Origin of the sequence: Bradyrhizobium sp. WBOS08 (assembly GCF_024585125.1) — a bacterium.
GTDB lineage: Bacteria > Pseudomonadota > Alphaproteobacteria > Rhizobiales > Xanthobacteraceae > Bradyrhizobium > Bradyrhizobium japonicum_B.
This window is the reverse complement of record NZ_CP028988.1, coordinates 4,842,269-4,859,667: the sequence shown is the minus strand read 5'-3', so window position 1 is coordinate 4,859,667 and position 17,399 is coordinate 4,842,269. Positions and strand designations below refer to the sequence as shown.

Here is a 17,399-nt window from a genome sequence, read left to right as displayed (position 1 = left end):
GAAAATATGCGCTTAATCAGCTCGCGCGCGACGATTTGCGCTCGCCGGTAGCGGCGTTTTGCGCGGCCCGGCTCATCAGCGAGGCGTAATCGTCGCCGAACAGCACCTGGCAGAAGCGAATCGCGGCGTCCACCTGCTGTTGCCGATAGGTGCGGACCTTGTGATCGGCGGCGCGCAACGACTGCACCAGCTGCTCGGTCGAGCGTTCGACATATTGCTGAAGATCGGAATAGGTGCGCAGCGTCACCTCGTTGATCGCAAGCTCGCTCGCATAATTGCGGCAGGTCGCGACGAAATCGATCAGCGCCAAGGTCTCCTCCACCTCGGTACCGTCGATCCGCGCGCCCGGGGGAATGTCCTTCTCGGGCCGCTGGCGCAGGATGCGGCGGACCCGGCCGGGAACGCTGTCGATCTCGGATTGCAGCGCGTTGGAGATGTCGGCCCGGATCGAGATCAGCTGCTTGCCCCAGGCGGAATCGTTGCGCAGGTCGAGCTCGGTGCGCAGACCGCGCACGCCGTCATGCAACGCTTTGAGATTACCGGCCACGTTGTCGAAATGGCCGCGCTTGATGTCCATGCGCAAGGTGGCCGCGACACAGGACAGATCGTGCAGCGCGATCGTGATGGCAGCGCCGTAAGGCGTCGCCGCGACGCGGATCTCGTCGTCGGAGGCGGCGATCTTGATGGCGAGGCGAATGATCTGCCACGGCGCGGTCATCCGCTGCACCACGACCGACAGCGCGAAGGGCAGCATCTGCGGCGTCTGCAGCACCGGAATGTTGAGCGCCGACGTCACCGAGGCGATCTGGGAATCGCCGAATGCGCGCAAGGTCCGCGGCAGCTTCTCGTTCAGGCTGGCGATGGCCTCGCGGACCTGGAGCACCGCTCCGATCGAATAGAGGTCCTCGATCACGTTGGGCGGGCCGACCCGGGCCAGCGCCCGCGATTTGTCGCCGCCGCCGGGACCCGTCAGCGCGAAAATGGCGTCCGCAGCCGCGGCCTGGAGCTTGAGTGCCAAGGCCTCGACCTGCCCCGCACTGTCGGCGGGCATGCGGGCCAGCGCGGCCTCGAATTCGTTGATCTTGTCCGGCGCGCCGTCGCGGCCGAGCCATTGCCAGATCGGCTGGAGCGAGGAGCGGCGAATCTGGCCGACCCGGATCGGGACGCCGGCTTCGACCAGGAACGGTTCCAGCACCTGGAACAGCAGCCGCGACAGATCGTCCGTGCGCGGCGGCGGAGCTTCATCGGCCTCGGTCTTGCGGACGATCTTGCGCAACTGCTCGAGCACGAGGGTCGCCACCGCCGTGTCCTGGCCGCGCTCGAGCGCGCGCTCGAACTCCCGCATCAGCAGCGCCTGCGCCTGCGGCGGGAGCTGCGCGAGATATTCCCTCAGCCGCTCGATCGATGTCTGGCTCATGCGCCCGGGTAATGCACGGTAAAATCGCGGACTTGGATGCGTCCGGGCGCGATCATAGGAGGGCCCACTTAAGAAGCCGTTTAGGAAGTCGGGCTGAATCCCCCTGGCCGGCGTCAGCCGGCCCTTGGCGAGGGCGGAAATCCTCGCCGGAACAACGGATTATATTCCCGGAAGGACCAGCTCGGCGCGCAGGCCGCCGGTCGGCGCGCCGCCGAGCGAGAGGCTGCCGCCGTAGAGCGCGGCGAGGTCGGTCACGATCGACAGTCCCAATCCCGAGCCGGGCTTGGACTCGTCGAGCCGCTGGCCGCGCCGGGAGACCTGGGCCCGCTCGACCTCCGACAGGCCGCGGCCGTCGTCGTCGACGATGATCCGCAGCCGCGGGCCCGCCCCCGCCTGGGGCGGCGGATCCACCAGGACCTCGATGAAAACGCGTGAGACCGCCCATTTGCAGGCATTGTCGACGAGATTGCCGACCATCTCCTCCAGATCCTGGCGCTCGCCGCGAAATTTCGCCGACGGATCGGCCTTGGCCTCGACCAGGATGCCGCGATCGCGATGGATCTTCTCCATGGTCCGCCGCAGCGCCTCGATCGCGGGCGCCACCTCCGTCACGGTCGCGACCACGGAGACCCGCGCGGCGATGCGGGCGCGCTCCAGATGATGGGCGACCTGGTCGCGCATCACGTCCGCCTGCTCCATTACCTTGGCCGCGAAGGGATCGGCAATGTGGGCGCCGGCCTCGTTGACGATGACCGACAGCGGCGTCTTGATCGCGTGGGCGAGATTGCCGACATGAGTGCGCGCGCGCTCGACGATCTCGCGATTGGCATCGATCAGCGCGTTGGTCTCGCGTGCCAAGGGCGCGATCTCGACCGGGAATTCGCCCTCGAGCCGCTCCGCCCGCCCGGAGCGGATGTCGGCGATCGATTCCGAGATGCGCTTGAGCGGCGCCAGGCCGAAACGGACCTGGAACACGGTCGTCAGCAGCAGCACGATGCCGAGCGCGGTGAAGGTGCCGCCGAGATAATAATCGAAGCTGCGCGTCTCGTCGAAAATCTCGGTGTCGTCGCCGGCGACGCTGACCAGAAACTTGCCGTCGGCGCCGAGATCGACGGGACGCTCGACCATGCGCAGGTTCTGCCCTTCGGGCCCGTCGACATAGGCAAGGCGAATGCCGGCCGCGGTGAGCTCGGCGCCCTGCTCCTCCAGCTTCGGCAGCTTCTTGTCCCAGAGCGAGCGCGAGGAGCGCACTTCCGGCTTTTCGGTGTCGGTCCGCGTGATCTGCCAATACCAGCCGGACAGCGGCAGCTCGAACAGGGGCTCGCCCAGCGACTGGAACTGGCGGTCCGGCGGCTCGTCGGGGGTGGCGACCTCCGCGATCAGGGTGCGCAGATAGAGGTTGAGCCGGCGGTCGAAGGCGCGCTCGGTGGCGTCCTTGTACACCGACGACAGCACCACGCCGGTGATGGCCAGGATCACCACGAGCCAGGCGGTCGCCGACAGGAACAGTCGGTTGGCAAGTGAGCTAGCGGCCATCGGAAATATCCCGGGAGGCGCAGGATGGCAGGACGTCGGCGGTCATGACCGGACCAAGGCCCCTGTCGGGCGGTCCGTCAAGCCCCGGACCGCGTCAGGCGGCCGGCGGGGTCAGGAGATAGCCGAGGCCGCGGACGGTCTGGATGATGTCGACATCGAGCTTCTTGCGGATGCGGCCGACGAAGACCTCGATGGTGTTGGAGTCGCGGTCAAAGTCCTGGTCGTAGAGATGCTCGACCAGCTCGGTGCGCGAGACCACCCGCCCGGAATGGTGCATCAGGTAGGCCAGAAGCCGATATTCGTGCGAGGTCATCTTGACGGGATTGCCCGACACGCTGACCCGGCCGGTCCTGGTATCGAGCGTGACCGGACCGCAGCTGAGCTCGCTCTGGGCATGGCCGGTGGAGCGGCGCAGCAGCGCGCGGATGCGTGCCAGCACTTCCTCCAGGTGAAACGGTTTGGCGACGTAGTCGTCGGCGCCGGCGTCGAACCCCTGCACCTTGTCGCTCCAGCGGTCGCGTGCGGTGAGGATCAGGACCGGCATGGTGCGGCCGTTGCGGCGCCAGGCCTCCAGCACCGAGATGCCGTCCTTCTTCGGCAGACCGATGTCAAGCACGACGGCATCGTACGGCTCGTTGTCGCCGAGATAGTGCCCCTCCTCCCCGTCGAAGGCCCGATCGACGACATAGCCGGCGTCTGTCAGCGCCTTGGTGAGCTGGCGATTGAGATCAGGGTCGTCCTCAACAACGAGCAGGCGCACGCTTCTCTCCAGCAATAGACCGCGACAACACGGCAACAGATGAGCAATTCCGGCGTGAACTGAATATGAACGCGGGGAACCTGCCGCCTTACTTTTCGGTCATATAGGATGTCGATCGCCGACGCGACTGCGCCCGCCCTGCGGCCGGACGGACCGGCAGCAGGGCGGGCGCAATGTGCCGCGTACCCGCGGCAGGTCTGAAGGGTCCGCCTTCCTCTCGGCCGTCAGGTCCGGAAGAACACGAACCAAACGACGGCGAGGATCAGGATCGCAAGGCCGGTCGAAATGGCGAGCAGCGCCGCCACCGAAGGTCCGGGCTCGCCCTGGCGCGCCTCGGTCGGAGTTTCCACGATCTGACGCTGCTCTCGCGTGGTTGCCATGATGCCCTCAATCTGGATGTCGCTTCGATTAGCCGCGACCTCCTCGCAGCTGATGTCAGGGCCAACGCGTGATGGGATATGATGTTCCGGCTGTTACGCCCGGATCGGGCAGCGACAGCAGGGCGCAGCGGCCGGTTAACGCAGTTGGAAGATTCAGCAACCGACCTTGCTTTGATTCGTTGTTCCCCGATGGTATCCTCATAAGTCTGTCCCTGTTGCGTTTGGAGTAGCCCATGGCCCCCCGCGCCAATTGGAAGGGTTTTCTGCGTCTGTCGCTCGTGACCTGCCCGGTTGCGCTCTACCCGGCCACGTCGGATACCGAGAAAGTCTCCTTCAACCAGATCAACCGCAAGACCGGCCACCGGATCAAGTACCTCAAGGTCGACGCCGAGACCGGCGACGAGGTGACCTCCGAGGACATCGTCAAGGGCTACAAGGTCGACACCGACACTTACATCGAGGTCACCAAGGATGAGCTCGACGAGATCGCGCTCGATTCCACGCACACGATCGAGATCGACGAGTTCGTGCCGAAGACCGACATCGACAACCGCTATCTGATCCGCCCCTATTATCTCGTGCCCGACGGCAAGGTCGGCCACGACGCCTATGCCGTGATCCGCGAGACCATCCGCAGCATGGACAAGGTCGCCATCGGCCGCGTGGTGCTGACCAACCGCGAGCACATCATCGCGCTCGAGCCGCTCGAGAGCGGGCTGATGGGCACGCTGCTGCGCTACCCCTACGAGGTCCGCAGCGAGACGGAATATTTCGACGACATCCAGGACGTGAAGCTCACCAAGGACATGCTCGACCTCGCCCGGCACATCGTCGAGAAGAAGTCCGGCGCGTTCGAGCCGGAGCTGTTCGAGGATCACTACGAAACCGCCCTGATCGATCTCATCAACAAGAAGCGCAGCGGCATGCCGATCGCAGCCAAGGCGGCGCCGAAGACCGGCGGCAACGTCATCAACCTGATGGACGCGCTGAAGAAGAGCATCGCGAACGAGAAGGACACCGCGCCCGCAGCCAAGGTTGCCAAGGAAGCCAAGGCCAAGAAGCCGAAGAAGCGCGTCGAGGGCCAGCGCGAGATGCTGCTGCCGATCTCCGGCAAGGGCGGCAAGGACGCTGCGGCAAAGGCGAAGGAGGCCCCGAAGAAGGCCGCCGACAAGCCGGTCCGCGCGCCGGCGCGGGCGAAGAAGGCGGGCTGACAGCGCCATCCTGCAATCACGCCGTGATGTCACCCCCCGCGGATCGGGCCGCCTGACATGCCCTGGTCGACGGCGTTCGACGATCCCGTGCACGTGAGCAGCAGGCGCACGCTGCTCACGCTCCAGGACGCGGCGGACTACATCATGCAGCTGCCCGAGGACGCCCAGCGCGAGGCGCACTGGCAGACCGCCGTCGAGACCCTGATCAACGCGGCCGAGACGGGCGGCGGCTGGGTGATGTTCGCCCGTATCGCCATGTTGCGGGCCCTGAACGCGCCCGGACGGCGCCGATGAGCACGCTGGCCCGGCAAACAGCCTCAACAATCGGTTAAGCGGCACCCTCCTCCCGATGCGACCGCGAGGGCCTGCCGATTTGAATCCATTTGGACGCACCGGCGGAACCCTAATTTAATGACTGCCGTCGTATCAGCGGAGGCGCGATCGCGCGGGGCTTAATTTTTTGGCGCACCAAGCTTATTCGATCTATTGACGAATTCGATGACGACGCGACGATACGTTGGATCGGATGAACAGGAGTTGGGCAATGCGTTTGCTTAGGTCTTTCCTTGCCGATGAGAATGGTGCGACCGCCATCGAGTACGGCCTCATCGCCGCGGGGATCGCGCTGGCGATCGTGACCGCCGTGAACAACACGGGCGGCGCCCTCCTCAACAGCAAGTTCAACGCGGTCAGCACGGCGATCAAGTAACGCCGGCCGCGCCGGCCATGATCTGCGTCAACAGCATCAGGGCCGCCACGTCTAAGCATGAGGGCCGAGTTTCCTCCCTGCCGGCCTGTCCATGCATCCAGAGCTTTCGCACGCCCAACTGAAGATCCGCCGGGTCCGGCTCGATACCGGCCGCGAGAATGTCGTCGTCGTCTCCAGGCAGTCGAAGGCGCTGCGCGCCGAGATCTTCCGCGGCTTCAGCCGCGTCGAGCTGCGCCAGGGCGACAAGGTCATGCTGGCGACCCTGCTGATCACGGACGACGATACGCTGGCGGCACCGGACGAGATCGGACTGTCCGAGCCGGCGTTCCGGCGCTTCGCGCAAGGCGTGGGCACGCAGGTCACGGTCAGGCCCGCTGCGCCTCCGGAGAGCCTGGAGGCGGTGCGCGCCAAGATCCGCGGCCGAACCTTGAGCCAGGCCGAGATCGGCGCGATCATCAACGACCTCGCCCATTATCGCTACTCGGACATGGAGATCGCCGCCTTCCTGATCGGCTCGGCGAGCTTCATCACCAGCGACGAGCTGCTCGCCCTCACCGGTGCGATGGCCCAGGCCGGCACGCAATTGGTGTGGCCGACCCCTGTCGTCGTCGACAAGCATTGCATCGGCGGCATCCCCGGCAACCGCACCTCGATGGTCGTGGTGCCGATCGTCGCCGCCCACGGCCTGCCGATCCCGAAGACCTCCTCGCGCGCCATTACCTCGCCTGCCGGCACCGCCGACACGATGGAGGTGCTGGCGCGGGTGAATGTCGGCGTCGAGGAGATGAAGGCGATCGTCTCGGCCTGCAACGGCTGCCTGATCTGGGGCGGGCACGTGAACCTGTCGCCGGCCGACGACGTCCTGATCTCGGTCGAGCGTCCGCTCAGCCTCGATACCCGCGAGCAGATGGTCGCCTCGATCATCTCCAAGAAGATCGCGGCCGGCTCGACCCATCTGTTGATCGACATTCCGGTCGGCCCGACCGCGAAGGTCACCAGCGGCGTCGAGGCGATGCGGCTGCGCAAGCTGTTCGAATTCGTCGGCGACCGCTTCGGCCGCTCCGTCGAGGTGATCGTGACCGACGGAAGCCAGCCGATCGGCAACGGCATCGGGCCGGTGCTCGAGGCCAATGACGTCATGGCGGTGCTCGGCAACGAGCCCGATGCGCCGCGCGACCTGCGCGAGAAGTCGCTGCGGCTCGCCGCGCATCTGCTGGAATACGATCCGAAGCTGCGCGGCGGCGCCGGCTATGCGCGGGCGCGCGAATTGCTCGACAGCGGCGCGGCGCTGAAGCAGATGCAGAAGATCATCGACGCCCAGGGACCGTCGACCTGCAGCAACGAGCTGGGATCGCTCAGCTTCGACGTCGAGGCGTCCCATGACGGCACCGTGTCCGCGATCGACTGCCTGCGCCTGAACCGCCTCGCCCGCACCGCCGGCGCACCGCTCGACAAGGGTGCCGGCATCCGCCTGTTCAAGAAGATCGGCGACCGCGTCGAGCAGGGCGAGCCGCTCTATCGCGTCTACACGTTCGACCGCCCCGAGCATGATCTGGCTGCCGATGCCGCCGCCGAGGAGACCGGCTACGTCGTCAACGGTCACGAGGCCCCGCAGCGCAAGTCGGCCTCGTGAGCACGATCGCGCTCCAGACATTGCCCGGCGGCCGCGATGCGGCGAAGCGCCTTGCGGCCCGGCTCGGGCTGTCCTGCGCCGAGATCGCCGTGCATCATTTTCCCGACGGCGAGCTGCGCGTCACCGTCGCGCCCGCCGCCGACATCACCCTGCTCTATGCCCCGCTCGATCAACCCAATGACAAGCTGATCGCCCTGCTGTTCGCCGCGGAGGCCTTGCGGCGCGGCGGCGCGAAGCGGCTGGTGCTGGTCGCGCCCTATCTCTGCTATATGCGGCAGGACGCGGCCTTTCATGCCGGCGAAGCCATCAGCCAGCGTGCCGTCGGTGATCTGCTCGCAAGGACCGTCGACCGCATCGTCACCGTGGATGCGCATTTGCATCGCACCCCCGACATCAGGTCGGTGTTTCCAGGCATCGACGTGGAGAACCTGTCCGCCATGCCGGCGATTGCGAACGCGCTGGCCACGGGCGGCATCGACCCGGCCACCGTCGTGATCGGGCCCGACATGGAGTCCGAGCCCTGGGTGAGCGACATCGCGCGCCGGCTGCGCTTGCAGCACACGGTGGCGCGAAAGACGCGGCATGGCGATCGATCCGTTTCCATCAGCTTTGCCGATCCCGGCCTGCTGTCGGGACGGCCCGCGCTGCTGGTGGACGACATCGTCTCGTCCGGCACGACGCTGATCGCCGCGGCCAAGGCCTTGGCGGCGATGGGCGCGACCGCGGTCGATGCGGTCGTGACACACGCGCTGTTTCCGCCGGCGATGATCCCCGCATTCACCGAAGCCGGCATCCGGTCGATCCGCTCGACCGACAGCGTGCCGCATCCAACCAATGCGATTGCGCTCGACGAGAGTCTTGCGGCCGCCTTGCGGTCCGAACTACCGACGACACAGCTTCCGGAGACGATTCCATGAGCATTACCGTTCGATTCTGCGGTGCCGCCCGCACCGTGACCGGGTCGAGCTATCTGTTCCAGACCGCAAGCGGCCGCTTCCTGGTCGATTGCGGCCTGTTCCAGGGCCAGAAGACGTTGAAGGAGCTCAATTACGGCGCCTTTCCGTTTCGTCCCGCCGACGTCGATGCCGTGCTGCTCACGCATGCCCATATCGACCACAGCGGCCTGTTGCCGAAGCTGGTGCGAGGGGGGTTCGAGGGACCGATCCTGGCAACGCGCGGCACGATCGACCTCTGCTCCTACATGCTGCCCGACGCCGGCAGCATCCAGGAATCGGAAGTCACCCAGCTCAACCGGCGCAACGCCTCGCGCGGTCGCAAGGAGGTGCACCCGATCTATACGCAAGCCGATGCGATCGCATCGCTGCAATCGTTTCGCGCGGTCGACTATGAACGCTGGACCGACGTGATCCCGGGCGTCCGCGCCCGCTACTGGAACGCCGGCCATCTGCTCGGCTCGGCCTCGATCGAGCTGGAGATCGCCGAGCACGGCGCGCCGCGTCCGCTGCGCGTGCTGCTTTCCGGCGACGTCGGGCCGGAGGCCAAGCTGCTGCAGCCCGATCCCGAAGCGCCAACCGATTTCGACTACGTCATCTCGGAAGCGACCTATGGCGACCGGATACGCGAGGCCACGACGCCTGCGCTGCGCCGCAAGCATCTCGCCACCGAGGTGCGCGATGCGGCGGCCGCGGGCGGCGCGCTGCTGCTGCCCGCCTTCGCGGTCGAGCGCACCCAGGAGCTGATCGTCGATCTCGTCGACCTGATGGAGCACGGCGAGATTCCGACCGCACCGATCTTCCTCGATTCTCCGCTCGCAATCCGCGCCACCGAAGTGTTTCGCCGCCATGCCGAGAGCCTCGATCCCACCGTCGACGTCTCTCGCCTGCTCAACTCGCCGCATCTGAAGTTCACCGAGACTCCGGACGAGAGCAAGGCGATCATGCGCCTGTCCGGATTCCATATCGTCATCGCCGCAAGCGGCATGTGCGACGCCGGCCGCATCCGCCATCATCTGAAGCGCTGGCTGTGGAACGAACGCGCCACCGTGCTGCTCGCCGGCTTTCAGGCCAACGGCACGCTCGGCCGCTTCCTTCAGAACGGCGCCAAGGCGGTCCGCATCCAGGGCGACGAGATCAAGGTCGCGGCCCGCATCCGCATGATCGACGAATATTCGGGCCACGCCGACGGCGCCGGCATGGCCAGCTGGATCGCGGCGCGCCGCCCCATCGCCCGCGGACTGTTCCTGGTCCACGGCGAGGAAGGCGCGGTCGCGGGTCTCGCCGAGCGCGTCGCCGGGCGCATCATTCCGGCAGCCAAGGTCTACCAGCCGATCCTGGACGACATCTACGAGCTCGCCGCGCCGGAGCCGCGGGTGCTCGACGTCGGCCGCCGCCGGCGGCTGGCGCCCGAGGCCGTGACCCGCCTCGACTGGCACAACGAGATGTCGGAGCTCGTTCTCGACATCAGCGACAGGATCGGAGCCGCTGCCGACGACCGCGCCCGCGGCGTCATCATCCGCAGGCTGCGCCGCGCGCTGGAGGAGAAGGCGTAGCGGACGGCGAAATGCGAAAGCCGCCGCAAACTCGTCATTGCGAGGAGCTCTTGCGACGAAGCAATCCAGACTGCCTCCGCGGAAAGACCCTGGATTGCTTCGCTTCGCTCGCAATGACAGAGTGTTTGGCCACGGCCCGCGTCTCTCGTGTCCCGGACGCGCTGCAGCGTTCTTGCGCTGCTGCGCAGAGCCGGGACCCAGGGAGGCTGCGCGTTCCGCTGATAGATGGGCCCCGGCTCTGCAGCGCACCGTCGAAGGGACGCTGCGCTGCGTCCGGGGCACGCGACCGCTGTTTGGCGTTGGGCACACCTTCGCATCCTCGCGGCCTGTTTCGCCCGAGCTTTGCGATCCTCTTCCGCCCTTATCGAAAGCAAGGGCGCAGGGAAGGCCGGGCGCCGGCTGGCACCCGAAGTCCCGCGTGTGCTTCAGAAAAGCGCACGGGGTGGACGACAGGTGATGCCGGAACATCCGGCCTTCCCTGCGCGATGGTTTTCACGGTGTCCTTCGTGCTCTCCCCGGGGAGCGTTGCACTATTGCCCCCGTCGCCTTGCGGATGATCGATGCACGTGCCGGTTGGCCGCCACATCTCCGCCAAGACTTGACGCCAGAACCCCGGGCGTCAGGACCACACGACTTCTCCGTCCGCGCACATCCTCGCTGGGCTCTCGATGGCTGGCGTGCGCTCGCCGTCGAGGCCATGCGAAGACGCTGTCAGCGCCGTGTCGTATCGCGCAGGTCGCTGCTCACGGGATTCCCCGCCCTGCAGTTCGCATGCGCGCCGACGCCGTCGCGGCCATCGCATCCCGGCCCGCGTCTCGTGACGATCGCGAAACGCCCCTCGTGGCGGGCGGGATGTCCAGGCTTGTACGGCAAAAGCGAATTTCTGTAAATACGAATATTTTTGCTGGCAGCTCTCGACCCAGCCCTGGGGTGTTTTGCCCGTCGGGCAGCACAACCGATTGTGGCCCCGCTTTCGCTCGCCCATCGCCTGCAGCCATCCTTCGAGACGCCCGCCCTTGGCGGGCCCTCAGGATGAGGACTGACTTGCGTTGGCGTCCGCGCTCAGATGCTGAAGCGCCAACGCAATCACTGCACATCGGCGCCTGCATGGCTGACCTCCGATCGCCGCGACCGGGAGCGCTTGTCCATCGCGCCGTTTCCTGATCCTCTCTCCCCAATCGCCGGATCAACCGGCCTTGCCAGGGAGAGAGACGCCATGAAGCTCGGCACCGCCATTGCGGAAATCATGCGGCGCGAGGGGATCGAGATCCTCTGCGGCTATCCGGTCAACCATCTGATCGAGCATGCGGCGAAGGCCGAGATCCGCCCCGTGATGGTGCGTCAGGAGCGCGTCGGCATCCACATGGCGGATGCGATCTCGCGCGTGACCTCGGGGCGCTCGATCGGCGCGTTCTGCATGCAGCATGGGCCCGGCGCGGAGAATGCGATGGGCGGCGTCGCGCAATGCTTCGGCGAATCCGTGCCCGTGCTGGTGCTGCCGATGGGCTATCAGCGCCGGCTGGCGCATATCGAGCCGAACTTCAATTCCAGCGAGGCGATGAAGCCGTTCGCGAAGTCGTCCGAGCCGATCATCCTGGCGGCTGAGGTCGCCAACATCTTCCGCCGCGCCTTCACCAAATTGAAGAATGGCCGCGGCGGGCCCGTCATCGTCGAGATCCCCGCGGACATGTGGAACGAGGAGGTGCCGGAGCCGCTCGCCTACACGCCGGTGCTGCGCACGCGCTACGGCGCCGATCCCGTGCATGTCAGGGAAGCCGCCAGCCTGCTCGTCAATGCCAAGCGGCCGGTGATCTATGCCGGCCAGGGCGTGCATTACGCGCAGGCCTGGCCGCAGCTGAAGCGGCTCGCCGAGCGGCTGGCGATCCCCGTCACCACCAGCCTGGGAGGCAAATCCTCGTTCCCGGAAACGCATCCGCTCTCGCTCGGCTCCGGCGGCCTTGCAGTGCCGCGCGCGGTGCCGAAATTCCTCGGCGAAGCCGACGTCATCTTCGGCATCGGCTGCTCGTTCACCGAAACGAATTTCGGCATCGCGATGCCGAAGGGCAAGACCATCATCCATTCCACGCTCGATCCCAACCACCTCAACAAGGATGTGGAAGCTCGAATCGGCCTGGTCGGCGATGCCGGCCTGGTGCTCGACGCGCTGCTGGAGGAGATCGGCAAGTCCGTTACCGCGGATCGCGATGCCACGGCGGTCGCGGCCGAGATCGCGGCCTCGCATAAGGAATGGCTGGCGAAATGGATGCCGAAGCTCACCAGCAATGACTCCCCGCTCAGCCCCTATCGCGTGCTGTGGGACTTGCAGCACACCGTCGACATCGACAACACCATCATCACGCACGATGCCGGCAGCCCGCGCGACCAGCTCTCGCCGTTCTGGAAGTCGACAATGCCCCTCACCTATCTCGGCTGGGGCAAGACGACGCAGCTCGGCTACGGCCTGGGGCTGGCAATGGGCGCCAAGCTCGCCAAGCCCGACAAGCTCTGCATCAATGTCTGGGGCGATGCGGCCATCGGCTTCACCGGCATGGATTTCGAGACCGCGGTGCGCGAGCGCATCCCGATCATGTCGATCCTGCTCAACAATTTCTCGATGGCGATCGAGCTGAAGGTGATGCCGATCTCGACCGAGAAATATCGCTCGACCGACATTTCCGGCGACTACGCCGCGATGGCGCGCGCCTTCGGCGGTTATGGCGAGCGGGTGACAAGGCCGCAGGATATCGTCCCCGCAATCAGGCGCGGCATCCAGAAGACGCAGGAAGGCGTTCCAGTGCTGCTGGAGTTCATCACAGCCAAGGAGACCGAGGTGTCGCGGCCGGGCACGTGAGCCGGGCCTCGGCCGCTGGCGCTGGCTCCCGCCGCGAAAGATGTGATAATCCGGCCTTGTGCCGCGCCTGTCGCGGCATCAAGCCGGATCAGGAATGGCCAACTCTCCGAACGACATCGCCGCTGGGCTCGCAGCCGAGAACGCGCGGCTGCGCAGCGAGCTGGCGATTGCGCGCGATCGCCAGAGCGCCAGCGCCGAGATCCTGCGCAATATCGCGGCCTCGCCCTCCGACGCCCGTCCGGTCTTCGCCGCGATTGCGTCGAGCTCCAAGCGCCTGCTGGGCGGCTTCTCCGCCACCGTGCTCCAGTTCATCGGCGAGGAGTTGCACCTGGTGGCCTACACGCCGACCAGCCCGGAGGCGGACGAAGGGCTGAAGGCCTCGTTCCCGCGCAAGATCACGGAGTTTCCGACCTTCGCGCTGGTGCGCGGCGGCGAGACGATCCAGTTTCCCGACAGCGAGGCCGACGACGTCCCCGAGCTGAACCGCGAGCTGGCGCGGCTGCGCGGCTTCCGCAGCGTGCTGTTCATGCCGCTGATGAACCGGGGCACGCCGGTCGGCATGATCAGTGTCACGCGTGCCGAGCCGGGCGCGTTCGCGCCCGACCTCGTGCAGTTGCTGCAGACCTTCGCCGACCAGGCTGTCATCGCGATCGAGAATGCGCGCCTGTTCAACGAGACAAAGGCCGCGCTGGAGCGCCAGACCGCGACGGCCGACATCCTGAAGGTGATGGCCGCCTCGCCGTCCGACGTGCAGCCGGTGTTCGACGCCATCGCCGCCAACGCCAACCGGCTGATCGGCGGCTTCTCGACGGCGGTGCTGCGCTATGTCGACGGCGCCGCGCACCTTGCCGCGTTCACCCCGACCGACCCGGCCGGCGATCGCGTGCTGCAGGCCTCGTTCCCCGTGCCGTTCGCGCGGTTTCCGCCTTACGGGCTCGTGGCCAATGGCACGGCGGCGCAGCTGCCCGACACCGAGCTCGAGCCGGCCGCGCGCGACATCGCACGTGCCCGCGGCTATCGCAGCATGCTGTTCGCGCCCTTGATGAGCGAGGGCGAGGCGATTGGCATCATCATCGCGACGCGGCGCGCGACCGGTGCCTTCGCCGAGCATCACGTCCGCCTGCTGCAGACCTTCGCCGATCAGGCCGTGATCGCGATCAAGAATGTCGGCCTGTTCAACGAAGTCGCGCGCCGCACCGAAGAGCTCGCAAGGTCGCTCGAGGATCTGCGCGCGGCGCAGGACCGGCTGGTGCAGACCGAGAAGCTGGCATCGCTCGGCCAGCTCACCGCCGGCATCGCGCACGAGATCAAGAACCCGCTCAACTTCGTCAACAATTTCGCCTCGCTCTCCGCCGAACTGGCCGACGAGCTGAACGAGGTGCTCGCGCCCGTCGCCCTCGCAAACGACGTTCGCGCCGATGTCGACGAGCTCACGGAACTTCTGAAGGACAATCTCGGCAGGATCGTCCAGCACGGACGGCGGGCCGATTCCATCGTCAAGAACATGCTGCTGCATTCGCGCGAGGGCGGCGGCGAGCAGCGCCTGAGCGACGTCAACGCGGTGGTCGAGGAGAGCCTCAACCTCGCCTATCACGGCGCACGGGCCGAGCAGCCGCAATTCGACGTGACGCTCGAACGCGACCTCGATCCGGCGGCCGGCTCGGCCGACCTGTTCCCGCAGGAGATCACGCGGGTGCTGCTGAACCTGATCGGAAACGGATTCCATGCGGTCGCCAAGCGCAAGGCGGAGAGCGAGGCGGCTGGTTACGAGCCGGTCGTGAGCGCCGCGACCCGCGACCGCGGCGATCAGGTCGAGATCCGCATTCGCGACAACGGCACCGGCATTCCGGACGAGGTGAAGGAGAAGATGTTCGACCCGTTCTTCACCACCAAGCCGGCCGGTGAAGGCACCGGCCTCGGACTGTCGATGAGCCACGACATCGTGGTGAAGCAGCATGGCGGCACCATCGAGGTCGCGACCAAGCCCGGCGCGTTCACCGAATTCACGATTCGGCTGCCGCGGAAGAGCAGCTTCCCGGATGCTGCGGGCTGAGCCCTACTCCGCCATCTCGACGGGTTGCTTGGCCGAAGGCCCGGCCAGCGGCCGCTCCTCCATCGCGATCAGGCACAGCGCGGCAACGGTCATCAGCGCGGTGGCGGCGCCGAACACGTAGCGGAAGGCGTGGCGCATGTCGTCGGCGGGAATCGCAACGCTGCCCGCGGCGTGGTGCTCGCCGGCGAGCGGAACGTCGACGCCGAGCGCGATCAGCAGGATCGCCGCGAACGCGGCCACCGTGAACGAGGACATCAGCGAGCGGAAGAAGTTCATCGCGCCGGTGATGGTGCCGACCTGTGGGCGCGCGACCGAGTTCTGCAGCGAGACCACGCAGACCGGAAAGGTGGTGCCGAGCCCCAGTGCGAACGCCGCCATCAGCGTCAGCAGGCCCCAGAGCGGCAGGGTGACGAGCGTGAGGCCGAGGCCGCACAAAGCGGCCCAGGAGGTGCCGATGATGGCGACGCGCTTGTAGTGCTTTGCACGGGCCATGGTGCGGCCGGCGACGGCGGCGCCGACGGTCGAGACCGCCGCAAGCGGGATCAGCGCCAGGCCCGCCTCGCTTGCGCTCAAATGGTAGACCGACTCGTAATAGAGCGGCAGCTGCACCGTGAGGCCGGTGATCGCCCCGAGCCCGCAGCCGCCGGCGGTCAGCGCGAACGGCGCCACCGATCCGGTCAGCAAGTGCAGCGGCAGGAACGGCTCGTCGGCGCGGCGCGCGTGCCACACGAAGCTGACCGCGAGCGCGACGGCGCCGCCCACCATCGCCAGCACGGTCGGCGACAGCCAGGCATAGCGCGTGCCGCCCCAGGTCAGCACCAGCATGAAGACGACGGCCGAGGCCATCAGCAGCACGCCGCCGAGCCAGTCGACCTTGCGCTTGCGGTGGAACACCGGGATCTTCTTCATGTTCGGCAGCAACAGCGCGAGCGCCGCAACCGTGAGCGGCAGGTTGATCCAGAAGATCATCGACCAATGCAGGTGCTCGGCGAACACGCCGCCGATGACCGGGCCCAAAATGCCGCCGACCATCCAGACGCTGGAGAAATAGGCCTGGTACTGGCCGCGCTCGCGCGGGGACACGACGTCCGAGATCACGGTCTGAACGACGGGCATGATGCCGCCGCCGCCGAGGCCCTGAAGACCGCGCGCCAGGATCAGCATCGGCATGTTCGGCGCGATCGCGCACAGCACCGAGCCCGCCACGAACAGGCTGAGCGAGATGATGATCATGGCGCGGCGGCCGTAGATGTCGCTGAGCGTGCCGAACACCGGCGCGACCGCGGTCGAGGCGAGCAGATAGGCGGTGATGACCCAGGACAGATTGGAGACGTCGTTGAACTGGCGCCCGATGGTCGGCAGCGCGGTCGCCACGATGGTCTGATCGAGCGCCGCCAGGAACATCGTCAGCATCAGGCTGATGACGATGGTGCGGACCTCGTCCTGCGACAGCGGCGCCGGCGGCGTGATGGACGGGGCGTCGTCGACGCTGATGACCTCGCTCGGCAGCCGGGACAGCTCCTCGGCGATGTCGTCGGGCAAAGTCTGGGTGTCGGCAGAATTGCCCTGCCGGTCGAACTTGTTCATTTCGCTCGGACGTCGTGTGACGGCGCAACGCCGCGAAGGATTCGTTCTCTGCAGTCCAATCTAGACAGCAAAGTTCTTCCCGGGCAGGCACCGCCGCGCATGGGTGCATCCCGCCCCCGGGCCATCCCGAACAATTGATTGGAGCACGAGGCGGCTCAGTCCTTCGGACGTCGCTTCAGGCGAGCCCGCCTCGGCAAAATGGCCGGCCATTGCACGATGTGGTCCTCGAGCTCCTGATCCGGGATCTCCTCCTCGCTGCCTTCGACCCGGCCGCGCACGGAGACGCCGGCTTCATGCACGGTGTTGGGATCGCCTGACACCAGCGGATGCCACCAATAGAGGTCGCGCCCCTCGGCGACGAGCTTGTAGCCGCAGCTCGGCGGCAGCCAGTTCAAGGTGCGGACATTGGCCGGCGTCAGGCGGACACAATCCGGAACCTTGTCGGAACGATTCGGATAGTCCTTGCAGGCGCAGCTCGCACCATCGAGCAGCTTGCAGCCGACATGGGTGAAGTAGATCTGCCCGGTATCCTCGTCCTCGAGCTTGTTCAGGCAGCAGCGCCCGCAGCCGTCGCACAGGCTTTCCCATTCGCCCGCCGACATCTCTTCCAACGTCTTGGTTTTCCAGAAGAATCCTTCCTGGCCTGAAGGTCGTTTGGGAGCTGCGGTCATGCGCCTCAACAAAGGTTCAAAAGAGTGACGGCCACGCCATCTAGGGCGTGCGGCCGCGATGGTGCAAGCAAGGCGCCTTCGA

General features: G+C 66.7%; 14 protein-coding genes. 8 read left to right on the top strand and 6 right to left on the bottom strand.

Going from position 1 to position 17,399, the window contains the following annotated elements:
- Window positions 1–16: 16 nt before the first annotated feature.
- The 4 genes from DCM80_RS22760 to DCM80_RS22745 all read right to left on the bottom strand — a co-directional run bounded on the left by DCM80_RS22760 (window position 17) and on the right by DCM80_RS22745 (window position 4,093).
- Window positions 17–1,417, bottom strand: coding sequence for a hypothetical protein (locus tag DCM80_RS22760; RefSeq protein ID WP_257193790.1), 1,401 nt, complete (start codon window positions 1,415–1,417; stop codon window positions 17–19).
- A gap of 159 nt (window positions 1,418–1,576) precedes the next feature.
- Complete coding sequence (locus tag DCM80_RS22755) at window positions 1,577–2,953, bottom strand: sensor histidine kinase (RefSeq protein ID WP_257193789.1); 1,377 nt, start codon at window positions 2,951–2,953, stop codon at window positions 1,577–1,579.
- Between the two features lie 94 nt (window positions 2,954–3,047).
- On the bottom strand, window positions 3,048–3,713 hold the full coding sequence (locus DCM80_RS22750; RefSeq protein WP_018315821.1) for a response regulator transcription factor: 666 nt from the start codon (window positions 3,711–3,713) through the stop codon (window positions 3,048–3,050).
- A 224-nt stretch (window positions 3,714–3,937) separates the two neighbouring features.
- On the bottom strand, window positions 3,938–4,093 hold the full coding sequence (locus DCM80_RS22745) for a hypothetical protein (RefSeq protein WP_187435894.1): 156 nt from the start codon (window positions 4,091–4,093) through the stop codon (window positions 3,938–3,940).
- Between the two features lie 233 nt (window positions 4,094–4,326).
- On the opposite strand from DCM80_RS22745, the gene DCM80_RS22740 reads away from it, so the two are divergent.
- The 8 genes from DCM80_RS22740 to DCM80_RS22705 all read left to right on the top strand — a co-directional run bounded on the left by DCM80_RS22740 (window position 4,327) and on the right by DCM80_RS22705 (window position 15,059).
- Entirely contained in the window at window positions 4,327–5,304 is a 978-nt protein-coding gene (locus tag DCM80_RS22740) for a Ku protein (RefSeq protein ID WP_257193788.1), read from the top strand.
- A 57-nt stretch (window positions 5,305–5,361) separates the two neighbouring features.
- Window positions 5,362–5,598: a hypothetical protein gene (locus DCM80_RS22735; RefSeq protein ID WP_257193787.1), complete on the top strand. Its 237-nt coding sequence runs from the start codon at window positions 5,362–5,364 to the stop codon at window positions 5,596–5,598.
- Between the two features lie 250 nt (window positions 5,599–5,848).
- Window positions 5,849–6,013: a Flp family type IVb pilin gene (locus tag DCM80_RS22730; protein WP_126256157.1), complete on the top strand. Its 165-nt coding sequence runs from the start codon at window positions 5,849–5,851 to the stop codon at window positions 6,011–6,013.
- 91 nt (window positions 6,014–6,104) lie between these two features.
- Window positions 6,105–7,646 carry a thymidine phosphorylase family protein gene (locus tag DCM80_RS22725; RefSeq protein WP_257177545.1) on the top strand — a complete coding sequence of 514 codons (1,542 nt, stop codon included), beginning with the start codon at window positions 6,105–6,107 and terminating at the stop codon, window positions 7,644–7,646.
- Complete coding sequence (locus DCM80_RS22720) at window positions 7,643–8,563, top strand: ribose-phosphate pyrophosphokinase (protein ID WP_257193786.1); 921 nt, start codon at window positions 7,643–7,645, stop codon at window positions 8,561–8,563. Before DCM80_RS22725 ends, DCM80_RS22720 begins: the two co-directional genes overlap by 4 nt.
- Entirely contained in the window at window positions 8,560–10,155 is a 1,596-nt protein-coding gene (locus tag DCM80_RS22715) for an MBL fold metallo-hydrolase (RefSeq protein ID WP_257193785.1), read from the top strand. The genes DCM80_RS22720 and DCM80_RS22715 overlap by 4 nt, the downstream gene beginning before the upstream one ends.
- A 1,066-nt stretch (window positions 10,156–11,221) precedes the next feature.
- Window positions 11,222–13,006, top strand: a complete 1,785-nt coding sequence (locus DCM80_RS22710) for a thiamine pyrophosphate-requiring protein (protein WP_257193784.1) — start codon at window positions 11,222–11,224, stop codon at window positions 13,004–13,006.
- A gap of 94 nt (window positions 13,007–13,100) precedes the next feature.
- On the top strand, window positions 13,101–15,059 hold the full coding sequence (locus DCM80_RS22705) for a GAF domain-containing protein (protein WP_257193783.1): 1,959 nt from the start codon (window positions 13,101–13,103) through the stop codon (window positions 15,057–15,059).
- Between the two features lie 3 nt (window positions 15,060–15,062).
- On the opposite strand, the gene DCM80_RS22700 is transcribed toward DCM80_RS22705, so the two are convergent.
- Window positions 15,063–16,646 carry an MDR family MFS transporter gene (locus tag DCM80_RS22700; protein WP_257193782.1) on the bottom strand — a complete coding sequence of 528 codons (1,584 nt, stop codon included), beginning with the start codon at window positions 16,644–16,646 and terminating at the stop codon, window positions 15,063–15,065.
- A 155-nt stretch (window positions 16,647–16,801) separates the two neighbouring features.
- Complete coding sequence (locus DCM80_RS22695) at window positions 16,802–17,317, bottom strand: YcgN family cysteine cluster protein (protein ID WP_257193781.1); 516 nt, start codon at window positions 17,315–17,317, stop codon at window positions 16,802–16,804.
- Window positions 17,318–17,399 lie beyond the last annotated feature (82 nt).

Bases quoted from the DNA above. Each gene is read 5' to 3' on its own strand.
- DCM80_RS22735 (WP_257193787.1), top strand. From the start codon at position 5,362: ATGCCCTGGTCGACGGCGTTCGACGATCCCGTGCACGTGAGCAGCAGG.
- DCM80_RS22715 (WP_257193785.1), top strand. From the start codon at position 8,560: ATGAGCATTACCGTTCGATTCTGCGGTGCCGCCCGCACCGTGACCGGG.
- DCM80_RS22700 (WP_257193782.1), bottom strand. From the start codon at position 16,646: ATGAACAAGTTCGACCGGCAGGGCAATTCTGCCGACACCCAGACTTTG.
- DCM80_RS22725 (WP_257177545.1), top strand. From the start codon at position 6,105: ATGCATCCAGAGCTTTCGCACGCCCAACTGAAGATCCGCCGGGTCCGG.
- DCM80_RS22745 (WP_187435894.1), bottom strand. From the start codon at position 4,093: ATGGCAACCACGCGAGAGCAGCGTCAGATCGTGGAAACTCCGACCGAG.
- DCM80_RS22730 (WP_126256157.1), top strand. From the start codon at position 5,849: ATGCGTTTGCTTAGGTCTTTCCTTGCCGATGAGAATGGTGCGACCGCC.
- DCM80_RS22705 (WP_257193783.1), top strand. From the start codon at position 13,101: ATGGCCAACTCTCCGAACGACATCGCCGCTGGGCTCGCAGCCGAGAAC.
- DCM80_RS22755 (WP_257193789.1), bottom strand. From the start codon at position 2,953: ATGGCCGCTAGCTCACTTGCCAACCGACTGTTCCTGTCGGCGACCGCC.
- DCM80_RS22695 (WP_257193781.1), bottom strand. From the start codon at position 17,317: ATGACCGCAGCTCCCAAACGACCTTCAGGCCAGGAAGGATTCTTCTGG.
- DCM80_RS22740 (WP_257193788.1), top strand. From the start codon at position 4,327: ATGGCCCCCCGCGCCAATTGGAAGGGTTTTCTGCGTCTGTCGCTCGTG.
- DCM80_RS22710 (WP_257193784.1), top strand. From the start codon at position 11,222: ATGCTGAAGCGCCAACGCAATCACTGCACATCGGCGCCTGCATGGCTG.
- DCM80_RS22760 (WP_257193790.1), bottom strand. From the start codon at position 1,417: ATGAGCCAGACATCGATCGAGCGGCTGAGGGAATATCTCGCGCAGCTC.